General features: G+C 45.8%; 19 protein-coding genes. 3 read left to right on the top strand and 16 right to left on the bottom strand.

Features of this window, described 5'->3' with window-relative positions; translation table 11 throughout:
• Nucleotides 1-33 precede the first annotated feature (33 nt).
• The 4 genes from IQO02_RS18820 to IQO02_RS18805 all read right to left on the bottom strand — a co-directional run bounded on the left by IQO02_RS18820 (nt 34) and on the right by IQO02_RS18805 (nt 3,320).
• The gene (locus tag IQO02_RS18820; protein WP_102282475.1) at nt 34-1,266 is read right to left on the bottom strand and encodes a MalY/PatB family protein; all 1,233 of its coding nucleotides are present in this window, start codon (nt 1,264-1,266) and stop codon (nt 34-36) included.
• A 129-nt stretch (nt 1,267-1,395) separates the two neighbouring features.
• Nucleotides 1,396-1,857 (bottom strand): OsmC family protein, encoded by a 462-nt coding sequence (locus IQO02_RS18815; RefSeq protein ID WP_016785476.1) that lies wholly within the window; start codon nt 1,855-1,857, stop codon nt 1,396-1,398.
• A 26-nt stretch (nt 1,858-1,883) separates the two neighbouring features.
• Nucleotides 1,884-2,276 (bottom strand): GFA family protein, encoded by a 393-nt coding sequence (locus IQO02_RS18810; RefSeq protein ID WP_010432401.1) that lies wholly within the window; start codon nt 2,274-2,276, stop codon nt 1,884-1,886.
• Between the two features lie 108 nt (nt 2,277-2,384).
• Nucleotides 2,385-3,320, bottom strand: coding sequence for a LysR family transcriptional regulator (locus IQO02_RS18805; RefSeq protein ID WP_016790503.1), 936 nt, complete (start codon nt 3,318-3,320; stop codon nt 2,385-2,387).
• A 125-nt stretch (nt 3,321-3,445) separates the two neighbouring features.
• Between IQO02_RS18805 and IQO02_RS18800 the strand changes: the two genes are divergently transcribed.
• The 3 genes from IQO02_RS18800 (at nt 3,446) to IQO02_RS18790 (ending at nt 6,587) form a co-directional block, all read left to right on the top strand.
• Nucleotides 3,446-4,129: an SDR family oxidoreductase gene (locus IQO02_RS18800; protein WP_016793146.1), complete on the top strand. Its 684-nt coding sequence runs from the start codon at nt 3,446-3,448 to the stop codon at nt 4,127-4,129.
• 75 nt (nt 4,130-4,204) lie between these two features.
• Nucleotides 4,205-5,413: an MFS transporter gene (locus tag IQO02_RS18795; RefSeq protein WP_016790505.1), complete on the top strand. Its 1,209-nt coding sequence runs from the start codon at nt 4,205-4,207 to the stop codon at nt 5,411-5,413.
• 85 nt (nt 5,414-5,498) lie between these two features.
• Nucleotides 5,499-6,587: an alkene reductase gene (locus IQO02_RS18790; protein WP_016790004.1), complete on the top strand. Its 1,089-nt coding sequence runs from the start codon at nt 5,499-5,501 to the stop codon at nt 6,585-6,587.
• Nucleotides 6,588-6,894: 307 nt separating this feature from the next.
• Here the strand turns inward: IQO02_RS18790 and rlmJ are convergent, their stop codons facing one another.
• From rlmJ to IQO02_RS18730, 12 genes are all read right to left on the bottom strand, one after another.
• Entirely contained in the window at nt 6,895-7,761 is an 867-nt protein-coding gene (gene rlmJ / locus IQO02_RS18785) for a 23S rRNA (adenine(2030)-N(6))-methyltransferase RlmJ (RefSeq protein ID WP_102282474.1), read from the bottom strand.
• A 236-nt stretch (nt 7,762-7,997) separates the two neighbouring features.
• The gene (secF, locus tag IQO02_RS18780; protein ID WP_016785471.1) at nt 7,998-8,936 is read right to left on the bottom strand and encodes a protein translocase subunit SecF; all 939 of its coding nucleotides are present in this window, start codon (nt 8,934-8,936) and stop codon (nt 7,998-8,000) included.
• Between the two features lie 2 nt (nt 8,937-8,938).
• Complete coding sequence (gene secD, locus IQO02_RS18775) at nt 8,939-10,738, bottom strand: protein translocase subunit SecD (RefSeq protein WP_102282473.1); 1,800 nt, start codon at nt 10,736-10,738, stop codon at nt 8,939-8,941.
• A gap of 271 nt (nt 10,739-11,009) precedes the next feature.
• Nucleotides 11,010-11,474, bottom strand: a complete 465-nt coding sequence (locus IQO02_RS18770; RefSeq protein WP_010432361.1) for a hypothetical protein — start codon at nt 11,472-11,474, stop codon at nt 11,010-11,012.
• Between the two features lie 300 nt (nt 11,475-11,774).
• The gene (locus tag IQO02_RS18765; RefSeq protein WP_102282472.1) at nt 11,775-14,555 is read right to left on the bottom strand and encodes a M16 family metallopeptidase; all 2,781 of its coding nucleotides are present in this window, start codon (nt 14,553-14,555) and stop codon (nt 11,775-11,777) included.
• A gap of 215 nt (nt 14,556-14,770) precedes the next feature.
• A complete protein-coding gene (locus tag IQO02_RS18760; RefSeq protein ID WP_016793140.1) occupies nt 14,771-15,619 on the bottom strand; it encodes a LytR/AlgR family response regulator transcription factor in 849 nt (282 codons plus the stop codon).
• Nucleotides 15,620-15,670: 51 nt separating this feature from the next.
• Nucleotides 15,671-16,729, bottom strand: coding sequence for a sensor histidine kinase (locus IQO02_RS18755; RefSeq protein ID WP_016789994.1), 1,059 nt, complete (start codon nt 16,727-16,729; stop codon nt 15,671-15,673).
• Complete coding sequence (locus IQO02_RS18750; RefSeq protein WP_016766877.1) at nt 16,729-18,021, bottom strand: hypothetical protein; 1,293 nt, start codon at nt 18,019-18,021, stop codon at nt 16,729-16,731. The genes IQO02_RS18755 and IQO02_RS18750 overlap by 1 nt, the downstream gene beginning before the upstream one ends.
• 9 nt (nt 18,022-18,030) lie before the next feature.
• Complete coding sequence (locus IQO02_RS18745) at nt 18,031-18,825, bottom strand: outer membrane lipoprotein-sorting protein (protein ID WP_016795440.1); 795 nt, start codon at nt 18,823-18,825, stop codon at nt 18,031-18,033.
• A complete protein-coding gene (locus IQO02_RS18740; protein WP_016785465.1) occupies nt 18,818-20,116 on the bottom strand; it encodes an ABC transporter permease in 1,299 nt (432 codons plus the stop codon). The genes IQO02_RS18745 and IQO02_RS18740 overlap by 8 nt, the downstream gene beginning before the upstream one ends.
• The gene (locus IQO02_RS18735; RefSeq protein WP_102282471.1) at nt 20,104-20,802 is read right to left on the bottom strand and encodes an ABC transporter ATP-binding protein; all 699 of its coding nucleotides are present in this window, start codon (nt 20,800-20,802) and stop codon (nt 20,104-20,106) included. The genes IQO02_RS18740 and IQO02_RS18735 overlap by 13 nt, the downstream gene beginning before the upstream one ends.
• Nucleotides 20,803-20,849: 47 nt before the next feature.
• Nucleotides 20,850-21,530, bottom strand: coding sequence for a hypothetical protein (locus tag IQO02_RS18730; RefSeq protein WP_193838625.1), 681 nt, complete (start codon nt 21,528-21,530; stop codon nt 20,850-20,852).
• Nucleotides 21,531-21,619: the final 89 nt, after the last annotated feature.

The raw sequence follows: 21,619 nt of genomic DNA, 5'->3' as shown, positions 1-21,619 counted from the left end.
CGATTTTTCGTTTTTTAGGACTAACGATCGATATCAGCAGCAGCTTTTTGAAGCACCGCTATCACAACAAATTGAACGAGTATGACTTCCTCGCTCAAAGCCATCAATCGCGTCCGCTAAAACATTAAATGATTGCTCGATATTGTCGCGTGACGTCGCAATATTCATTCGCATAAAGTTAGGACTTTCAGCACCAAACCAATCACCTGGAGTTAAACCCATTTTAGCCTGCTCAAACACCACATTTTTTAGCTCTTCTCCCGAAAAGCCTAAGCCTGAGAAATCAAACCACATTTGGTAGGTGCCTTGCGGCTGAAAGACTTTTAATTGAGGAATACGTTGCTCTGTAAACTCGGTAATCCACTTAACCGTGTCTTGCAGGTACACCAACATGCCATCTAACCACTCTTCACCCTTTTCGAAGGCCGCCACGGTTGCAAACGTGCTGAATGCATTCCCGTGATCAAGATACATCGCGACCACATTGGTTTTGAACGCTTCAAATAGCTCATCATTGTTGGTGTACACATAGCCGTTTGAGATGCTGTGCATACCAAATGTTTTTGCCGGAGATCCAATTAAGGTGATGACCTTGTCGTAATCAAAGTTGGTTAAACTCGTAAAAGCGTGACCTTCAAAGATAATGTCTGAATGGACCTCATCACTGATGATCAATACATCATGACGCTTAGCAATCTCGATGACTTGTTCAATGTCTTGAGATGTCCACACGCGCCCAGTCGGGTTATGTGGATTACAGAAAATCATCGCCTTCACTTTTTGCTCGATGATTTGTTGTTCCATACCAGCGAAATCAATTTGGTAACCCTGTTTATCACTGCACAACGGGCTTTGCACGACCTGACGGTTTGCTTTATTCACCAAGTTAGAAAACTGATGATATGCCGGAGTGTGGATAAGCACGCCATCGTCTTCGTTGGTAAATTGACGCAATAACAGTGCAATACCTGATAGCACTCCCGGGACCTGAACAAATTTATCAGCCGAAAGGCTCACACCGTGACGCTTTGAATACCACTGAGACAAAGCTTCAAACACCTCTTGCTCACTAAATTCGTAAGAGTACACACCACGTTCAACCAATCGGTTCAGCTCTTGAGTGATAGGTTCTGCAACCTGAAAGTCCATATCAGCAATCCAATATGGGAATACATCTGTGGTGTTATAAATATTCTGTAGCATCTGCGGTTTGTTTTTTATAAACGCATTTTCACCATAGTTAGATGTGCTGTTAAACGCTGTCATGGAGGTGCCCTCAAATAGTATATTCGGTCTTTTTACAATCAACTGAATTGCATTAATACCCTTAAGACGATGGTGAAGCCAGAAAGACGAAACTTTTTAGAAAATAAGATGATGAGATAAAAATTAAACTCACACTTCTACCTTTATCTCTGTTTTGACAGAGTTCGCGATAAAGCAGTTTTTATGGGCTAGGTGATGAAGTTTTTTGAGTTGTTTGGCGGTTGGTTGTTTAGAGCCTAGAAACACAATTTGAGGTCGTAGAGTCACAGTGGTAACCGATGAGCGGCCTGATTCATCTTCTTCAAGCACACCAATTGCAGCATCGACATAAGAGTCGACCACGTACTTCTGCTTTGCGGCAATGCCCAAAAACGTCAACATATGGCAGCTAGAAAGTGCCGCGATAAAGGCTTCTTCTGGGTCAACATTCTCTTCTACCGAAAACGGCAGTGGTACCACATGGGGAGAAGACGAAGCTGGCACAGTAACACCGCCATCAAATTCCCACGTATGACCGCGGCTGTATTGATTATCGTTAAAGACTTCATCTTCCGCTTTTTGCCAACGAATGAGCGCACCGTATTCAGACATAGAACTGTTCCTTTTTAATGTTTATCTTATCGATCAGCAGGGTGATTGACACCATCGTTGGTCACTACATCGTCAATATCAAAAGGGTTTACCCCTTCCAAACAACCAATGTTAAACCCGTATTCATTTGGGCTAGAACGGCGTTGATGATGCGTATATATACCGCAGTTCGAGCAGAAGTAGTGCTTAGCCGTATTAGTATTAAATTGATAAAGCTTGAGATGCTCAGCACCTTTCAGAACCTTAATCCCATCAAGCGCCACAGAGCCAACTATCGCGCCTTTACGACGACAGATAGAGCAATCGCAGCGACGCGGCTTTTCGATCCCGTTAGGTAGGCTGAGTTCTAATTCCACCGCACCGCAGTGGCAGGTGGCTTTGTGAAAAGGTTGGATAACCGTGTTACCGACGACTTTCATTTCTCTCTCCAATCACGTCCTTATGTTGCAGGTATCATAACCAGAACGATGATCTCTGTCCGTAAGCTGACGCTGAGTTCGAGAGATCCGTCATACGTAGGTAAGCGTCTACTCTTTACCTGATCTTTCGACCAAACCACTGAAGTTCTCAAGAAGATAATCTAAGAAGAGTCGGATACGTTTCGGCTGATATTTCTTGCTGATGTACACCACATTCAAATCGGTACTGGACACAGACATCGCGGTATTGAAGTTCTTCATGTAGCCGTTAAGTAACGTCACAAGATGCTGATTATTGATGTCATCTTGCACATCCAGAATGGATTTCAGTGCAATCCCCTCTCCTTGTAGCGCCCAATAACGGATCACTTCGCCATCATCCGAAAATCGCTTGGGAACCACCGTCACAGCCTTCTTCATGTCATGATCTTGGAAGTGCCAGGTTTTGAGTTCTTCGTTGCTGCGAAGCATCGCCAGACACGCATGATCAACCAAATCTTGTGGCTTGATCGGCGTGCCGTGTTTAGCGAGATATTCTGGTGAAGCACATAGCACTCGTCGGCTTGGTGATAAGCGTCTAGAGATCAAACTACTGTCAACCAATTCACCGTAGCGGATCACGATGTCCATGCCTGATTCAGCGATATTCGATAAGTTATCGTTCAAATACAAGTAGGGAACAACGTCTGGATACTGCTGACAAAACTCAGTCAAAATAGGAAGAATGTACTGTTTCCCGATGTCTTTTGGCGCAGCAATCTTTAACGGACCTTTAACTTCTTTGACGCCATTTTGAATCAGGTTTTCGGCCTCACTGACGTTGTCTAAAATCTCCAAACACGCCTTGTGATACAGCTCTCCAGAGTCGGTCAAAGACACATGGCGCGTACTTCGATTCAACAACTTCACACCATATCGTTCTTCAAGTGCTTGAAGCCTTGCTGTCATGGTCGCGGGTGATAAACCCAGTTCACGTCCCGCAGCAGCCAAACCTTGATGTTTCACGATACTGACGAACATCGCCATGTCTGAAAACTTATCCATGCTATTCGTGCTCTCGCCCTATTGTTCATTTAAACCGAATAATGAATTTATATTTTAGCCAATTATCAAATTTAGTCGAACAAATATAATGACAACCATCAGCAGAACACGCAGGAATTCAGACCATGAGCAACACACTAGCGAACCAAGAAAAGAGCACTTTTGTCATCATTGGTGGCACATCTGGTATCGGCAAAGCATTAGCAATGCAATTGAGAAACGAAGAAAACACGGTACACATTGCCAGTCGACACACAGGCCTCGATATCAGAGATGAAAAGTCAATTTGTGCTTACTTTGAGTCAATTGGTGCCTTTGATCATTTGGTAATAACCGCAGGCTCATACGCTCCGGGCGGAAAAGTGACAGACGTTGCTATCACAGACGCAAAAGCAGCATTTGATACAAAGTTTTGGGGAAGCTTAAACGTAGCCAAGCACGCCGCACGTTACATGACTCCAAACGGCTCAATCACACTCACAACCGGCATGCTGTCACGCAAAGTGGTTGCTGGTACTTACGTAAAAACCGCGATTAATGCCGCACTAGAGAGCGTGACTAAAGTACTGGCGAAAGAGCTATCACCGATTAGAGTCAACGCCGTCAGCCCCGGCCTTACCATGACTGAAGCCTACAAAAATATGGATGACTCAGCTCGTTCAACAATGTACGACAACGCGAAAAACAACCTACCAGCAGGCAAAGTCGGAGAGGCTAAAGATATCGCAATGGGCTATTTATTCGCGATTAACAACCCATATGTAACGGGGTCAATCATCGACATCGATGGCGGTGCTCTACTCGGTTAACACTCCGCAAAGAACAATCGTTAGGGCGTGTATGTAAACGTCCTAACAAACAAGAATTAACACAGGTACTTCACTATGAAACCAGAAGCGATCCATAAAGAAAAGATCCCATTCCAAGTTTGGATACTGACACTCGCGGCGTTCGCTATTGGTACGGCTGAATTTGTTATCGCAGGCATCCTTCCACAAATTGCCACATCCCTTTCGATCACCGAAGGTCAAGCCGGATACCTAATCAGTGCTTACGCATTGGCTATCGTTATTGGTGGCCCTATCTTAACCATCTACCTCGCACGTTTTAACAAGAAGATGGTACTGATTGGCTTAATGGCACTGTTCATCATCGGCAATATCTTGTCAGCCTTAGCTCCTAGCTACCCACTTCTACTTGCAAGCCGCGTTATCGCAGGCTTAGTGCAAGGTCCTTTCTATGGCATAGGTGCAGTTGTCGCGACCAATTTAGTGTCTGAGAAAATGGCAGGTCGTGCTGTTGGTCAGATGTTCGCTGGCTTAACACTCGCTAACGTTCTAGGGGTTCCCGCAGGAACTTGGGTGAGCTTGCAATTCGGTTGGTACACCACTTTCTTTACCGTGGCAGCACTTGGCACAATCGCCATGATTTCAATCTTAACGTCAATAAAATCTTCAGGTCACAGCGAAGCGAAAGACATCAAAACTCAGCTGTTGGCATTCAAAAATCCAATGCTTCTCATCAGCTTGGCGATCACCGCTTTTGCTTGGTCTGGCTTCATGACGCTTTACGGCTACCTTGCGCCTATCGCGATGCACATCACGGGTTACGGTCAAGAATCAGTCACTTGGATCTTAGTGATTGTTGGTGTCGGCTTAATCATCGGTAACACCTTGGGCGGCCGCTCTTCTGACAAAGATTTAGGCAAAGCATCGATGTTTTGGGCTATCGCGATGATCGTTTCATTAGTAGTGGTTGGCCTTGTTGTAGACAACAAAATCCTATTCGTTGCAGCTGCATTTGTCTTTGGTATTGCATCATTTGCGAACGTTCCTGCTATGCAGCTTCGAGTAATGAATCACGGTGGCGAAGGCCAAGAGCTAGCAGCAACCGCGAATATCTCAGCCTTTAACTTGGCCAATGCCTTCGGTGGCTTCCTTGGCGGCATGGTACTCGACAGCCAACTAGGCGCAGGAATGATTCCATTCACTGCCGTTGTCGTTCCTTTCATCGGCTTGTTCTTGATTGCTAAAGCTAACCGAAACGGAAAACCACAAAGCAACTCAATATTCGCACCAACAGAAGCTAAGTAATTTAAGAACTCAGAAACTTCAAAATGCCAATTCATTCTCAAACTGGCATTGGCACAGCAGCTAAAAATTCACAAAGGTAGAGACCATGAACAAATTATTCGAAACATCAGAACTAAAAGGCCTAGAACTGCAAAACCGCGTGGTTATGGCACCTATGACGCGCGCTCGTACTAGCCAACCTGGAAACGTGCCAAACGACATGATGGCAACCTATTACCAACAACGCGCAAGTGCTGGGCTTATCATCACTGAAGCCACGCAAATCTCAGATGATTCTCAAGGTTACTCATTCACACCCGGCGTTTATACCGATGCACAAATCGAAGGTTGGAAGTCAGTAACCACAGCCGCAAAAGAGCAAGGTGCCGCGATATTCTGCCAATTATGGCATGTGGGGCGCGTGTCTCATCCAACCTTCCAAAAAGGTGAACTGCCAATCGCGCCTTCGGCACTGGCTCCGGTAGAAACTCAGGTTTGGATCTCTGATGAGAATGGTAATGGCAACATGGTCGATTGCATCCAACCAAGAGAAATGACCCAAACCGATATCGATCGCGTTGTTCAAGATTTTGCTAACTCAGCTAAAAAGGCTGTCGAGGCAGGATTCAACGGCGTCGAGATCCACGGTGGCAATGGCTACCTCATCGATCAATTTCTACGCACCAATTCAAACAAGCGCACCGACAACTATGGTGGCAGCCGCGAGAACCGACTTCGCTTCCTAATCGAAGTGGTCGATGCTGTGATTGAAGCGATCGGCGCCGATAAAGTTGGTGTGCGTTTAGCTCCTTTCATCACCTTCAAAGACATGAACTGCCCAGACATCGTGCCAACGATTCTAGAGACATCAAAGGCGCTGCAAGCGCGTGACATCGCTTACTTGCACCTATCAGAAGCCGATTGGGATGACGCGCCTGTGATACCTGAAAGCTTCCGTGTCGAGCTAAGAGAACTATTCTCTAACACAATCATCGTCGCTGGCAGCTACACACCAGAACGCGCCGAAGAAGTGTTAAGCAAAGGCTACGCTGACCTTGTCGCATTTGGTCGCCCATTCGTAGCTAACCCAGATCTCGTATCACGCCTACAAAACGGCAACGAACTATCCGATCTCGACGGCGCCACTCTGTTCGGCGGCAACGAAAAAGGCTATACCGATTACCCAGCATTGTAGTGAATTTGGAGGAGATGATGGTTTCTAACCACTAGAAACATTTCCTTCAGGCAAAAGAAAGGCTCGCGTGACTAGTGCGAGCCTTATGCAGTTTAGGGGGTAAACCACAATCTGATATTAATCTTAGACTAATTATTTAACTTATGAGCCTTTATGCACTTGCGCGCATTGATATTCTATTTTTAAATGATTCACTGCAATTAATCAATCGATAAAAGTTAGCGTTTGGTCAATTTAAACCACACAAAAATTAGCGATTTAGTGAGACACATCTCGAAAGTAATCATAAACCCCATATAAATCAGAGCTATAGACTTCTGATTTGCCAATACCCTTCACCATTGGTCGCGAGTTGGCTGTGTAAATAATCGAGCGTATCTGCAACTGTCCCAGCAATGCCTTGTGGTGGATTGAACAACAGTAAACCACTACCGATCAGGCGATCATCACCCTTAGGATCTCGAAGGCGAAGCTCCGATTTAATCGGACTTGGCAGTAAACCATCTTTCACTGCGGTCACACAGTGGTTCAAAATCAGTGAGCTCTTGTCATCCGTGTAGAGCGGGTACCAAATTAGTGCAGATACTTTCTCCGACTGCTGATATGCCTTAACTAAGGCATCAATCACCGCGAGATATTCTGAATCGGTTTCATAGGGTGGGTCGATAACAATCAGATGATGATTGTCATGTTTAGCTACGTCATCAGGTAACGCTTTAAGCCCATCACCTGCGCTAATCGTAAGCTTGCTTGAAACACCCAAGTTACACTGTAACTTATCGATATTAGTTTGCAGTAAATCAGCTTCATCTTGCTGAATGTCTGAAAAATAGAAGCTATCTTGGCTGCGACCTTGTTGGTAAGTGATGGCGGCAGAACCCGGATACAAAGAGATAAGTTGATTCGGATTGTAGTATTCCAGTACCGACATAAAAGAAGCGAATGCCGGAGGAAGATAAGCCTTATTGCGCCACAAGTACCCGACCCCTTCAGCAAACTCACCTGCATGATTACTTGGTGCGGTGGTGAGGTCATAACACCCTGTACCTGAGTGCGTGTCGATAACATTGAGGCGTGAATGCTGCTGCATTAATGACTGAACAAGTGCACTCAATACTGGATGCTTCAGTGCATCACCATGGTCGCCTACATGACATTGATGTCGATATTCCATTCCCTTGCCTCATTTCTACTAACGTCATCTAAACATACTTCATATCATGAGGGCTTGCCTGATCAATCCATCGTTTTTTGAAATAGGCTCACTTTTCTCTAACCAGTTGACTCTTATATAAAAAATAAAGCCCCTGAACTTACTTAGGGGGCTAAGTAAGTTCAAGGGCTTCATTATTGGGTTCAGTTAATAGCGTAAGTAAATCGGCCTACCGTGCATAAGCTAGCTTAGCTTGACTAAGGGTACTCACCCTCAACTTCCACTGGCGCTTTCACTTGGTAGTGACAAGGCTGTAGGCCAAATAACTTAGGCAGTGTGATGCCGACAGACACTGAAGACCACGTACCGCTGACAATGCCGACAACCAATGCGATTGCAAAGCCTTGCAGCGCAGAACCGCCAAGTAGCCAAAGTGCCGATACGGTGATTAGCGTTGTACCTGAAGTCACCATGGTGCGTGAGAAGGTCGCTTTAACCGATTCGTTAAGCAGGTTATCAGTATCACCGTTTGGATTGCCGCGCAGCATTTCACGTACACGGTCGGCGATGATGATCGAGTCATTTAATGAGTAACCGAGAATCGCTAGCACGGCCGCCAATACCGTCAGGTTGAACTCAAACTGAGTAAAAGCGAACAGACCCAAGATGAGCGTCACGTCATAGATGATCGCGGCAAGCGCACCAAGTGCCAAACGCCACTCAAATCGTACACTCAAGTACAGCATGATCATGAGGAAACACACCAATACCGCCAAGCCACCTTGGTCAACCATGTCTTGGCCTACTTGAGGGCCAACCACGCTGCTGTTGAGCACTTTCACTTGGTCGCTAACCGTTGTCAATGCATCCACTAAGTTTGGCTGTGGAGTATCTGTCAGTTGGCTGTAACGAATCGTCCAACGATCCTGTTCTGCCATACCAACCACTTGAACGTCTTGTTGGAAAGCCGTGTCGAGTTTTGTTTTTAAGGCGTCTTTAGTCACTTGTTCAGAGAGTTGCACCTCGGCAACTACACCGCCTGTAAAGTCCAAACCCCAGTTAAAACCTTTTACTGCCACCAGCATCACAGAGCTCATGAACAGCACAATAGAGATCATAGACATCACCTTACGAAGGCGAGTCATATTGCTGTTTGAAAAATAGCGGTCTGAAATAGTCATTTTTGAAATACTCATGCTTAAATCCTTACATCGTGGCGTTGGTCACGCCCCCAAACCAAATTGATGATCGCTCGTGAAGCAAAAATGCCCGTAAACATACTGGTTAGAAGACCTAAGCCCAGTGTCAGAGCGAAGCCCTGAATCGGTCCATTACCAATGGTGTATAGGGCTACAGCAACAATCATGGTGGTGACGTTGGCATCGAAAATAGAAGAGAACGCACTGTCAAAGCCACTATCGATAGAACTCGCAAAGCTGCGCCCTTCTTTCATCTTGTCTCGAATACGCTCGAAGATAAGCACGTTGGTATCTACCGCCATACCGACAGTCAATACCAAGCCCGCAATGCCCGGCAGGGTTAATACCGCACCTGGTAGCAAGGCAATCAAGCCAAACAATGTGGTCATGTTCACCACCAATGCACAGTTCGCGACCCAACCTAAGCGGCGATACCATAGCGCCATAAACGTCAGAGTAAGACCCAAGCCAAGCGCCAGAGCAGCAAAGCCGTTGGTTACGTTTTCTGCACCCAGAGATGGGCCAATAGTACGTTCTTCAATGATGGTAACGGGCGCGGTTAATGACCCCGCACGCAACAGTAACGCAAGCTCTTGTGCGTCTGCCAAGCTGCCTGCGCCAGTGATTCTGAAGCGGCTACCCAGTTGAGATTGGATGTTTGCTACACTAATCACTTCACTGTCTTGCTTGCTGTTGCCTGCTCTATCACGGCTGTATTCGCTGTAAACAGTCGCCATTGGCTTACCAATATTATGGCGAGAAAATTCAGACATTTTTTTGCCGCCAGAAGAATCCAGTGTGATGTTTACTTCTGCGCTGCCCATCTCACCAATGCCACTACGAGCATCGATAATGTGTTCGCCACTCAACACAGCCTTGCGGTCGACTACCACGCGGTTGCCGTCTGTGTCCTTCAGCGTTTGAGTGCTGCGCGTTGGGTTGTCGTACACAGAATAGAAAGCAAGTGATGCGGTTGCACCAATCACATCTTTCGCTGCTGCAGGGTCTTGTACGCCCGGCAGTTCAATACGAATACGGCTTTCACCTTGGCGTTGAATTGATGCTTCTGTGATGCCTAACTCTTCAATACGGCTGCGCATGATTTGCAGGTTTTGTTGAACCGTTAGGTTACGTAGCGTTCTTTGCTCTTCTTCAGATTGGGTTAACGTTAGCGATTTATCTGAACGATCACGTTGCCATTGTGGGAACTCTTCACGAATCAGCTTTTGAGCTTGTTCAAAATCAGCATCAGTGCGGAAATTAAACTTAACTTGGTTGTTCACCACTTCACCACGGGCATAACGCACTTCGCTAGTGATCTCGTCGACCACCGCTTGAGCTTGCGCGTGATAAACCGGTGCCATATCCACTTCTAGCAAGAACTGCACGCCACCGCGTAAATCAAGACCTAGTTGAATCGGCGCAAAACCCATATCAGTTAGCCATTTAGGTGCAGCTGGCTCCATCGCTAGAGCAACGGTTGCGCTGTCGAGGAAGCGCTCATTAAGCACTTCTTTGGCTTTCGCTTGCTGCTCTGCATCTTCTAAGATCACAACTAAGCGTTTATCTTTTTGAAAGGCTGATGTCGCTTGAATGCCTTCGCTAGCAAGGTATTGCGTCACTTGAGTGGCGTCGATCGTCTGCTCAGAACGGTTACTGATTTGAACCGAGGCGTCCTCACCAAACCAAGAAGGTAAGGCACTTAGAATCATGATAATGATGGTGGCGATAAGCACCACGTATTTCCACTTTGAGTAGTGGTTAATTTGTTTTCTTGGAATGCGTTTTTTCACAGTCAAGATCTCTTCTTTGTACCAATCACCGTAAATACGAGCTCAAAAATAGAGCCGAAAAAAAGCAGTGTTCGAGCATTTTAACCAGCTTGGGTGACCAGTCATTTACTACGATTGGTATAACTGATGTTTTGCGAACACGAGCGATAGCCGAAACCAGAACAAGCTGATTGAACGGTAATGATGCTAAAGCTGATGTCGCTATGTTTGTCTTGGTTAACTGGCGAGCTCAACGGGCACAAGTGACCATCGAGACGACCAATTTAGGGTCAAACGATTAGCTAAGAAGTTCTCGGAAATGCGAGTATTGGATGTTGCCCTCTTTCCACCCCGAAAGCCGGGAGGACGGAGAACTCACAATGCTGGTCCAATGCTGCTTAGTATCCAACATCGGCGTGTTGAAGAGCAGAGAAGCCAGTAGTGATGGGGGAGAGAAGTCGATCAATAGATGATAAGCAGGCTCAAGGTCGGCCACGCTTTCTTGCTCGTTGCTGAGCATACGTCTAAAGGTTACCGCTTGGAGACTCGATTCAGTGTCGTGATAATTGGAACTATCACCTAAAGACGCAGTGTCAAACTGAACCTGATCACATTCCATGTAGCTCGACGGATTATCCGCAGCAGCTTGTTTACAAAGATTATTCTGCGAAGGCTGCTCTTGAGCGGAGTGGATTTGGAATGGCTTAGAAGGGAACGAATAGCCGTTAGAATTCACTAAGCCAAAGCTCAGTAAAAACAACATTAAGACTAATCGGGTACCTAATTTAAGCAATCTAATATCCAAACAACATTCTCGTAGATCGCCAATTTACAATACAAATGAAACGCTGTCTTGATTTAAAACATTTTTTTAGAAAATGATACGAAGCAACCGATTAAGCGCTCTCGCATTTAGAACTACATGCCTTTAAATGCGGCCAACAACACCTAATACATTGATGTTATGAATAATGTAAAAAAACAAAAAACCAAGCAGTGCATCAGTGCATGCTTGGCTTTGAGTTAAGTCTTTCTGTTTGCTTATAGCTTTAGGCTTTAGGCTTTAGGCTTTAGGACGCATGATATTTTTAACCTTACGGCTGTTTTCACCAAATATACGCTGCACAAGTTGATTCATGTCTTCACGAGAAATTGAGCGAATCGTCGCTTTTACGTTAAACAAAGCTGCTACGCCATAGTCGTGCAAAAGATAACGAGACACGAACCATGCTTGGTCAACAGTGCTAGCATCTAAAGGCGTAAAATCCGCTTCTAATTGCTTGCCCGCCGCTCTAACCTCATCTTGTGAGACCCCCTTCAAAAGGTCTGCAACCACTTTATCAATCGCCACTTCTATCTGTTCAGTATTTTCAGGGGCGATCATCGCACCAATAAACCAATCATGACTTGTTTCTCCATCTTGAGATACATAGTAAGAATAAGGTGAATAATCTAGGCTTAAATCTTCACGAATGTACGCATCTAAACGAGTAGAAAGCACGCGTTGTAGCAGATCTTCCATAAAGATATCTTTCGCCGTTTGCCCTCTTACCATTCCAGTATTAACGGAAGGCTCCGCAATCACTCTTAGCATGTACTCAGTACTGTTGGCACTGTTAACCGCCAAATCAATACGCGCTTTGGAAGGGTGCTTGTACGCGACGTTAAAGTCAGGTGCAGCGGTTTTCTCCAACGGAATAGAAGCCAAGTACTGGCGAACCAAAGGTTTCAGTTCACTAGGATCAATATCGCCCACCATAACCAGTTGGTTACTTCGCAATTGCCCGAATAACTGCTGATGCACATTCTTTACATCCTCAACGGAAACCGCTTCAACACTTTTTCCGTCTAACAACACATGATCGCTGTTTGCTTGATAAGTATTTTTGTTCATTGCATAGGCGAACTGACCAGCTGGGCTTGCTAGGTAGGATTCTCGGTTTTGAATGAACTCTTGCTTAACCGCCGCTAGTTGCTCTGGTGATACTTTCACTGATGTCACGATCGCGTTGAGTGCGGCAAAAGTTTCCGCTAAACCACTCTTTTTGATCTTAAACTCGACGCCGTGGCGAGTCGGTTCGATGAACGGATAAACTTTAATATCTTCACGATCAAGATGCGCATCAAGCTCCGTTCCTGTAAAACTGCCAACACCACTTCGACCAATAGCCGCAAGAGCCAACTCGGTCGCTGGATATAAGCTTGAGTCTAAAACGGCCTTGCCCCCTAAGCTTGTGTAGTACATACCCACTTCATTACCAGCAAGAGAATCACGCAGATACCACATATCGATACCATTACTGAGCGTCCACTTTTGAACATATGGGTCAATATACATCTGTTCGACCAACACAATATCACCTTGAGAACTCGGTACGGCAAAAGCACTGCTGGTCACTGCAAGCACAGGTTTGGCGCCCGCTTCGCTATAGGTTGCTTTTAAGCTATCGATAGCTTGGGTAACCGCAACTTTATCTTCGCTTTCACTCATCCCTACCACTAAAAAATAGTCACTAGAAAGCAAGGCATTGATACTGGCATTAATCCCTTCAAGATCGAGATTCGCGACAAACTCTTCAAGGCTCGCTTCATAGTCTCTTTGTGATTGCACGGTTTGCTCGTTCACTAAAGCCAACGTTTTCTGATTAGCGTGTTGAGCACTGTCCATGTTGTCCCAGTCGACCTCAACATTATCGAGCAAGTCTTGATAATAGTTCTGCTCGCTGATGATCTCACTTTCAGAGACACCATAATCACGTAGAGATGCCAATGTCGCGATAAGCTCTTGTTGAGTCACCTCACGCGCACCAACAGGGAAACCAACACTGATCGATGAATAGCGCTGATATTCCATTGAGTAATGTTCAGCCACCACCCATTGAGTCGCTAAGGCCGCGTCATTGAACTTGGTGTTGAGTCGTTGTCGAATCAGTTGTTGTGCAGTTTCATCGAGCCAAAGTTGATGCTGTTGTTCGCGAGTCTTTATCTCGCTTGAACCTCGGTTGATCATCAAAGAAATACTTGGGGTTTCCCCTTCTGCATACTCGATATAATCACCGTCATTGAACTTTATGATTCTTTGTTTTCCTGGCTTTGGTGTTTCACCACGTTCCCAGCTAGAAAACTTCGCTTCAATGAGTGGAATAGCCGTTTTTTTGTCAATGTCACCCGAGACAATCACCTCGACAATTTGGGGCTGATACCAAGTCTGATAAAAGCTATTTATCCCTTGAGAAGTCGCGTTGAGCACAGCTCCTTTGGAACCCAATGCATCTTGGTCTTCATACTGGCTGCCCTCTATAAAGTGATCGAAGAACTGCTCTGCGAATGGTTTATCATCTAAGCGTGCATAACGAAATTCACCAATAATAACGCCTTTCTCTTTTTCTACTTCCGTATCGGCGATTTCAAGGCCATCACCGACATCACGCAGCCAGGTTAAAGCCTGCTCTAATTGTGTATTATCTGGTAAATCTAATTCGTATACGGTTTCTTGGTAAGAGGTATAAGCATTAATATCAGCACCAAAGCTAGCGCCGGCATCTTCAAATAAGCGAATCACGTCATTTTGAGAGAAATTCTTGCTGCCATTGAATGCCATGTGCTCCAAGAAATGAGCATAACCTTCTTGTTGGTCAGTTTCTTGGAACGAACCCGCGTGCACGACTAACCGAACAGATACGGATTCTTCATGATCTGGATAAACATGGTAGGTAAGACCATTTTCTAGCTGGCCTGATGTCCATGCCGGATCCGGCTGGATTAAGGTTTCGGTGATATTTGATGTTGAACTACAGCCAACTAAGGTGAGGCATAGTGCCGTCGCTAAATAATATATTTTCATAACAACCTCTTAATGTCATTCATCGACAATATACAGATTGAATTAATGACTATTATTTAATATTTAACCCGATGAATATCTTTGTGATCTGCATCCTCATTTTATAAACCATCACGCGCTATAAAAAATCGACAGTATTCGTTTAAAATGGCGTTTTGATAAGAACTTATTACGTCCCTTTAAAATCAATGGCTACATCCCTTTAAGCTAGTTCTCTACATACCCTTAAACAAAGCTTGCGACGCTCGACTAATAGGTAGCTTCTCGCCTGATACATACGCCGACATTTGACCTGAGAGCCCTTTCTTCACCTTATCAATGGCCGAGACTTTCACCACGACAGAACGATGGATCTGCCAAAACTCATCAGGATTAAGCTGGGCGATCAGCTCTTTTAGTGATACGCGAAGAATAAACTCCTCTAACGAACCGCCTTGGCCTTTTTTGAATATCGAGACGTACTTGTCTTCCGCTTTGAAGTAAGCCACATCATCAACGGCGATAAGGTGGATGTCTTCCCCAACGCTGGCTTTGAGCCAAGTGAGATGCTTTTTCTGAGATTGAGAAGGAGACAGCATTTGCTGTGACGTCGATTGTGATAACTGTTGAAGCTGAGCCATTAACGCCGTGATATTCGGTTGTTCTGGCGTAATACCTGATTGCGCTTGGTTACTCGACAGACGCGCTTGCACCTTCTTACAGGTAGCGAGTAAGCGCTCTTCATTGATCGGTTTAAGCAGGTAATCCATCGCATTGTGCTCAAAGGCTTTAACTGCGTATTCATCATAAGCGGTAATGAAAACCACCAAGGGCGGCGAATCTAGCTTGTTCAATTGTTTCGCCAACGAGATACCATCCAGCTCCGGCATACGAATATCAAGAAAGACCACATCAGGCTCAAACTGCTGAATACTCTGCATCGCCTCCAATCCATTTGTTGCCTTGCTGACAATCTCTAGCTCAGGCCAAACCTCAGCAAGGCTCTTGTCTAGGTGATGCCTTAACAGTGCTTCATCGTCTGCGATAATTGCCGTTACGTTCGGCTTTACTGCTGGGTTAGTCATTATTATTCCTTTAAATTCACACTGTAAATCGTCTGTTTTTAGTTGCTGTTCTTAGAGTTTCGGCTCATCGCTCTCGGAGCCAGTTTCGCTTATGAGCGGTAATAAGATCGTCGATACCACCCCACCCTCAGCTTGCTCAGTGATCGTCAGGCTAGCTTTCTCACCGTAAAGAGTTTCTATTCGCTGACGAATATTGCTCAACCCAACACCGTGCCCCGTATTCGCAGAAGGCGTTTTTAGCCCAGCGCCATTGTCTGAAACTTCGATTTTTAGCAGCTGTGCTTGTTGAGTAATGCAGATATTCACTTTACCACCTGCGGCTTTGGGCTCGATGCCGTGCGTGAGTGCATTTTCGACTAAAGGTTGAATCAAGAACGGGGGAATCACCTGCAAATAGCTAATCTCGTGTGTTTCAATAGAAAACGCTAAACGCTCACCCAAACGTATCTTTTGGATATTAAGATATGCGTCTAACAAGTCGACCTCTTGTGCGATGGTCGATTGCTCAGTACGGCTGTTTTTCAAAGTCACACGCAACAAGTTAGTCAGTTTTTCGAGCATCAACTTGGCTTTCGAGCTGTCACTCTCAATCAATACATTGATGGTCGCAAGTGTGTTGAACAAGAAGTGCGGTTCAATTTGGCTTTGCAATTGCTTAAGCTGGCTTAGCACCACCACCTTTTCTTGATCGGCCTGACGACGTTTGGCTACTTCCAATTCGTTGTCGGCACGTAACTGTTGCTCTCGGGTGTAGAAATAGTAATAGCAAACCGAACAGAAAATCACACCGAGCAACACCACAGATTTAAGGTCCGAGATATTGGCCCCGAAATATCCGTTCAACCAGTAGTGCGCATTCAAGGTACCAACCGTCATCGCGAACATCATTGAGATCCCCACTTCAAGCGTTCGGGATGTTCTCTTGAACAACTTAACCAACATGAAAGAAGAACCCACCGCGCTGTAGCCAAAGCCAAAACTGATTGCCAGGTTAACCGTTAATCCACCGCCCCAAATCGTATGGGTTGTAATCGCAATAAGAACACAAAATAGCGTGGTGAACGCGAAGCTTTTAATCCATGAAAACCGACTGTTTGAAGAAGTGTTCATTAAAATCGTCCTTTGATATTTAAGAGAATCATATGACTATCAGGTAAGTTGGCGTAAGCAGAATCACTTTTACCTTCTAGAAAGCGTGCAGCAAGTTCCAAATCCAACGATGAATTACCATTATCTAAAGCCTGATAGTTGAGCCACTGCGTTGCAATAAAGCCGCCGTCTTGTGGAGATAACATGACGTCGAATGTCGGCGTGATATCTTCAAGCCAGCCATGTGTCGAATCCATAGACCAGTGAAACATGATGTTGTGTTGAACTAAATTGGCGTGCTGATAGCCTTGCGCATAAGAACCTGCCAACGAAGCTGTCATCGGATTAACCGACAAAGACACTGCACTTTCTATCGCACTTTGCCATTCAGAGTTACTCCAAGCTCGGCTATCAAACCAATATTCCAGAACCACATTGTGCCCCGAGTCATTGGCCCATGTTAGTCCTGCCAACGCTTGATAAGCCTCGCCCTGCTCTTCTAGATAAACCGGTTTAAGCATTGAGCTCGGCTGACTGTAGCCTAGGCTTTGTCGCTGATAAACCACAGAACCGTGAAACTCCCACGCGAGGTTTAATACCGAAACCAAACTAGCCCCGAGCAAGCCGTGGCGTACATCATCGTAATAAGCGACCCATTGATATTCGTGATCGCCCACTAAGTTATAACGACGTATCCCAAGCCCTTGTTGCTGATTCTGCTTTTCGAATTCATTTACATCTTGGGAAGTCCATGACGAATCACTGTAAAGCAATGTCCACTCGCCCGTCATATCGAACAGTGACGCCGAGGCGACTCCCGCCCCTTCTTCAGCCACAATACCCACAGGATTTTGGCGATAAGGTTTGATGATGTCTAAAGGCCGATAGCCATAACCCACCCCCCAATCCAAACGAACCTTACCAAGCGTCACATCAAGATAGTGGTCACCGATTACTGAATTCGACATCTCAACACCACCTTGCCAAAACAACTCACGCACAATGAATTCAGACTCAAAGCTCGCGTCTTGTTGTTGAGGGTTGTTGCTTAGAATATCGTTGGCTTTCACGGCAAACAGGCCAAGCCAATTGCCATAGCCAACCTCTAGATCCAGCAAACCATTGAGTGACTGACGATTATCTGATGCTAAAGGACTGAATGGCGATTCTCGCGATTCAACCGACTCAGCGCTCAGTTGCCAATCCCAGGCCAAGCTCAGATCGTCTGCTTGAATCGTGTTACTCACACAAGACAAAGCAAGCAAAGTAGTGATTGAAGACTTTATGTGGAATCGGCGATTGGGCGCTTTCATGACGTCCACCTACAGACCAGAAACACTGTTACGCGATAAATAAGCAGGGTTGTAATATTTGTCTTCCAAGCTTTGTTCAATCACTTTGCGGTACTCAATCACGGTTTTCTTGCTTGGTTGAATCTTATCGAGCAAGGTCATCGACACCACTGTGGGTAAACCATCACGCACGCCCTCAGTAAACCAAGCTTGTTTTGCCAGCTTTCCTGAACGCAGATACAGATCCGCTTTAACTGGAAACGCTCGGTCTGCCGTTAACCACAGATCAATCGATTGATAGCTGGCACCCTTAGTTTTCGCCGCGAGCTTTAGGTGATGGGTATCGAGCTGTTCACCATTGGGCATCTCAACCTGCTGATCGGCAACCCACTCGCCTTGGTAATCTTCGCTCCAAGTCAGCGTCGAGATATCGCCAACCGACGCTTCACCTAATAGCTTTTGCATTGGTGTGATACGAATTGGGCGGCGCGATTTCGGCATCAGTAACCAATAATTATCTTCAATCATCAGCATCTTTTGACCTGCCTCAACAGCTGATTTAAAGACGACTAATGACTCTCGATTTGGCCTTGTGTAGACATTGTATTCTCGCGTTTTATCCAATTGCTCGTCTTGATATAGCGCCACCAAAGACACTACCTTAGACGCCTGTTCGCTGTTCAAGCGATAGCTATCCGCTTTGGCAATCATCTCAGTGACTTGTTGTGAATCGACAGCCCAGCTTGGTGTCGATGCTAGAACCAGAGCCAAAACAGAGCCCAACGCGCAAGCCAAGATATTGAATGAACGAGTTAATTTACACATAAACGAGTGCCTCCGTGATTGGCTTATTCACGCCTTTGCGAGCAGAGAAATAAGCAGCCAGCAAACATATCGTCAGCACACCTAAAGTGGCGTAACCAACCAGTTCCAATGAGAAGTAAATGTTGAGTGGATAACCTTCGGTTCGACCCGGAGGTGGTGGCATTTGTATATCAACCACCAGCAATAACACCGACACTAAACCACTCACTAGCGCGCCAATCATGCTACCAATCACCGCCAGTAGTCCCGCCTCTTTTAAGAAACCCGCCACGATTTCAGAAGGGTAACTGCCGAGTGCTGACAAGGTGCCAATTTCACGAGTGCGTTCGGTCACCGACATGGTCATGGTGTTAAACAACGACACAAACACTACCAACGCCATCACTGCACCCATGATGCCGAAGATCCGGTCGTAAAGATCTTTAACCTTGGTATAGAAAAACGCGCGATCTTGCCATGGAGTGATCTCGATCTCTGATCCTTGTTCGCTTTGGCTAGCGCTATTTCGATCTAAAGCAGTTTGGATACGTTGTTGAACGGTCGAGGTCTTGCTTGTTTCAAATAGGAACACCGATAAGGTACTGACTTTGTCTGAGGCCAAAAGCTCTTGAGCGGCAGTGATATGAACATACAGCTGACGCTTATCCAACTCTGGCACGCCTGTCGAGTAGATGCCCTGCACCTTAAAATCAAAAGCGTTCAAAGCACCGTCACTTGTTGTAGCGAGCAGAGTCACCCAATCTCCTACCGCAACTTTAAGATTACGAGCCAAGTCAGTACCCAGCATCACTTGTGGCTCTTGGCTATCGTATCTTGGGGATTTCACATCCGACAGGGTTTGCCCGCTGCGCACATCAAGGAAAGGGCCTTTCATGTCGAACTCACGCTCATTGACACCCGTTCCCATAAAGATGGTCGACTTACTGCCGTTAGACACCAAACCACTGAAATAGACTCGCGGCTGCACACCACGCACGTCACTATCACCGATAATGCTCTTGGTTAGCGTTTGTACGTTATCCAGACCATTGCTCAGCGGCATGTCTTCATCTTGTTCAAAATAACCTGGCGTACTCAAAGTAAGGTGGCCAGTATCACGCGCAGTCGATTCTCTCAGTGACTCATAGGTGTAAAGCCCATAACCACCAGCACTGGTCAGTGCAAATACCGCAATGGCGATGATCAACACCGACAACAAACTACGTCGACCATTTCTTAATAGATTAAGCCACGCCAAACGCACCGAAGTTGGAAGTAAAAACGTGCTCATTCTTTGTGTTAACTTGCCCATGAGATCGTCTCTGTTGCTGTGGCTTGTGGAGCCAATTGTCCGTCGATAAGTTCAATCACTCGGTCACAACGCTGCGCCATTCTTGGGTCGTGCGTTGCGACGATAAAAGTCGTACTCATTTCGTGACCAAGCTCTTTCATAATGTCGATCACAAGGTTCGCAGTGTGGCTATCTAAGCTCGCGGTCGGCTCATCGGCAATCACTAAGCTTGGGTTGTGGATCAGTGCTCTGGCAATCGCGACACGTTGTTGCTGACCTCCAGACAAATTGTCTGGACGATGATTAACGTAATCCCCTAGCCCAACACGCTCTAACATGTCTTGCGCTCTGCTCTGCTGTTCTTGCTTAGAGCATTGGTTCAACATCAATGGGTAAGCGACATTCTCAAGCGCAGTCATCACAGGAACCAGATTGAATCGCTGAAACACAAAACCCAGCGACTGACGACGAAAACGTGCAGCGGCGATTTGCTCTGTCGGATACGGTTGGTCATCAATATTAATCTGCCCTCGATAATCCATATCCAATAAACCAAGAATATTCAAAAGTGTGCTTTTTCCTGAACCCGACGGCCCACATAGCGCCACCATTTCACCGTGTTGGATCTGACCATCAACGCCCTTGAGTGCATCTACGCTTTGACCACCAGTCACATACGCTTTGCCGATACTGTTAAATTCGATCATTTCATTGTCCTCTGAAGACCAGCTCGTTAATGAGATTTAGTAAACCGTTATTTAGCATTTGCAATGAGCGCCTTCGCAGTCATAGTTTCGATATTGCCAGCATCAGCAGTTTCCATTTTTTCAAGCCACACTTGTGCTTGTTTGAAGTCTTCAGCACGAAGCGATGCGGTAATGGCGTAACGGTAAATCCAGGATGTCGCTGCGAAATGTTGTTGCTGGAAATCATCTTCCGCGAGTAACGAGAGGAACAGGTCATAACCACGGTCAAAGTGGTTAAACATGTCTGGCAGAGAGGTGTAAGTCACCGCAGCCATGGCGCGAGTTAAGTAAGAATCCGGCAACCCTTGAACAAGAGGTTGCTCATGAATCGGTTGGTCTTCGTCTTTAAGCAGCACCAGTGATTTATCAATGGTTGATAAGCCCTTCTCCACATACTTCATCTTGTTCCATGGTAAAAACGCATCACGCCCCATCAGGGTTTCTGTGCTGCCTAGGTAAACCAAGGTCAGTGGCGTAGCACCATCTTGTTGTAGCGTGTCGTTCAGGCGTTCGTAAGCCACTTCCACCAAGTCTTCATTGCCTTGCGCGGCTTGGTTATAGATATCGAGCACGTCTGAACTTGGGTTGGCCTGCGCCAAAGTAGGTGCCAATGAAACAAGTGCAATCAAAAATGAACGCTTAAGCAAAGAAGTGGTAGAGCTTGAATTAAATGAGTGTGAAGTAGCCATGATTTCTAATCCCTTTCAAATGTTGACGTTGAAAGGTTAACTAGAATTTGTCATGCAGTTTTATCAATGCGACGAATGGTCATTACGAG

Source organism: Vibrio sp. OPT24 (assembly GCF_015163545.1).
GTDB classification, from domain to species: domain Bacteria; phylum Pseudomonadota; class Gammaproteobacteria; order Enterobacterales; family Vibrionaceae; genus Vibrio; species Vibrio cyclitrophicus.
This window is presented reverse-complemented; position numbering and strand designations above follow the sequence as displayed.

Excerpts from the sequence above, each read along its gene's own strand:
- IQO02_RS18815 (WP_016785476.1), bottom strand. The coding sequence starts at position 1,857 with ATGTCTGAATACGGTGCGCTCATTCGTTGGCAAAAAGCGGAAGATGAA.
- IQO02_RS18750 (WP_016766877.1), bottom strand. The coding sequence starts at position 18,021 with ATGAAAGCGCCCAATCGCCGATTCCACATAAAGTCTTCAATCACTACT.
- IQO02_RS18735 (WP_102282471.1), bottom strand. The coding sequence starts at position 20,802 with ATGATCGAATTTAACAGTATCGGCAAAGCGTATGTGACTGGTGGTCAA.
- IQO02_RS18765 (WP_102282472.1), bottom strand. The coding sequence starts at position 14,555 with ATGAAAATATATTATTTAGCGACGGCACTATGCCTCACCTTAGTTGGC.
- IQO02_RS18755 (WP_016789994.1), bottom strand. The coding sequence starts at position 16,729 with ATGAACACTTCTTCAAACAGTCGGTTTTCATGGATTAAAAGCTTCGCG.
- IQO02_RS18745 (WP_016795440.1), bottom strand. The coding sequence starts at position 18,825 with ATGTGTAAATTAACTCGTTCATTCAATATCTTGGCTTGCGCGTTGGGC.
- IQO02_RS18790 (WP_016790004.1), top strand. The coding sequence starts at position 5,499 with ATGAACAAATTATTCGAAACATCAGAACTAAAAGGCCTAGAACTGCAA.
- IQO02_RS18770 (WP_010432361.1), bottom strand. The coding sequence starts at position 11,474 with ATGTTGTTTTTACTGAGCTTTGGCTTAGTGAATTCTAACGGCTATTCG.
- IQO02_RS18800 (WP_016793146.1), top strand. The coding sequence starts at position 3,446 with ATGAGCAACACACTAGCGAACCAAGAAAAGAGCACTTTTGTCATCATT.
- rlmJ (WP_102282474.1), bottom strand. The coding sequence starts at position 7,761 with ATGGAATATCGACATCAATGTCATGTAGGCGACCATGGTGATGCACTG.
- IQO02_RS18795 (WP_016790505.1), top strand. The coding sequence starts at position 4,205 with ATGAAACCAGAAGCGATCCATAAAGAAAAGATCCCATTCCAAGTTTGG.
- IQO02_RS18820 (WP_102282475.1), bottom strand. The coding sequence starts at position 1,266 with ATGACAGCGTTTAACAGCACATCTAACTATGGTGAAAATGCGTTTATA.
- IQO02_RS18810 (WP_010432401.1), bottom strand. The coding sequence starts at position 2,276 with ATGAAAGTCGTCGGTAACACGGTTATCCAACCTTTTCACAAAGCCACC.
- IQO02_RS18760 (WP_016793140.1), bottom strand. The coding sequence starts at position 15,619 with ATGACTAACCCAGCAGTAAAGCCGAACGTAACGGCAATTATCGCAGAC.
- IQO02_RS18730 (WP_193838625.1), bottom strand. The coding sequence starts at position 21,530 with ATGGCTACTTCACACTCATTTAATTCAAGCTCTACCACTTCTTTGCTT.
- IQO02_RS18740 (WP_016785465.1), bottom strand. The coding sequence starts at position 20,116 with ATGGGCAAGTTAACACAAAGAATGAGCACGTTTTTACTTCCAACTTCG.
- IQO02_RS18805 (WP_016790503.1), bottom strand. The coding sequence starts at position 3,320 with ATGGATAAGTTTTCAGACATGGCGATGTTCGTCAGTATCGTGAAACAT.
- secF (WP_016785471.1), bottom strand. The coding sequence starts at position 8,936 with ATGAGTATTTCAAAAATGACTATTTCAGACCGCTATTTTTCAAACAGC.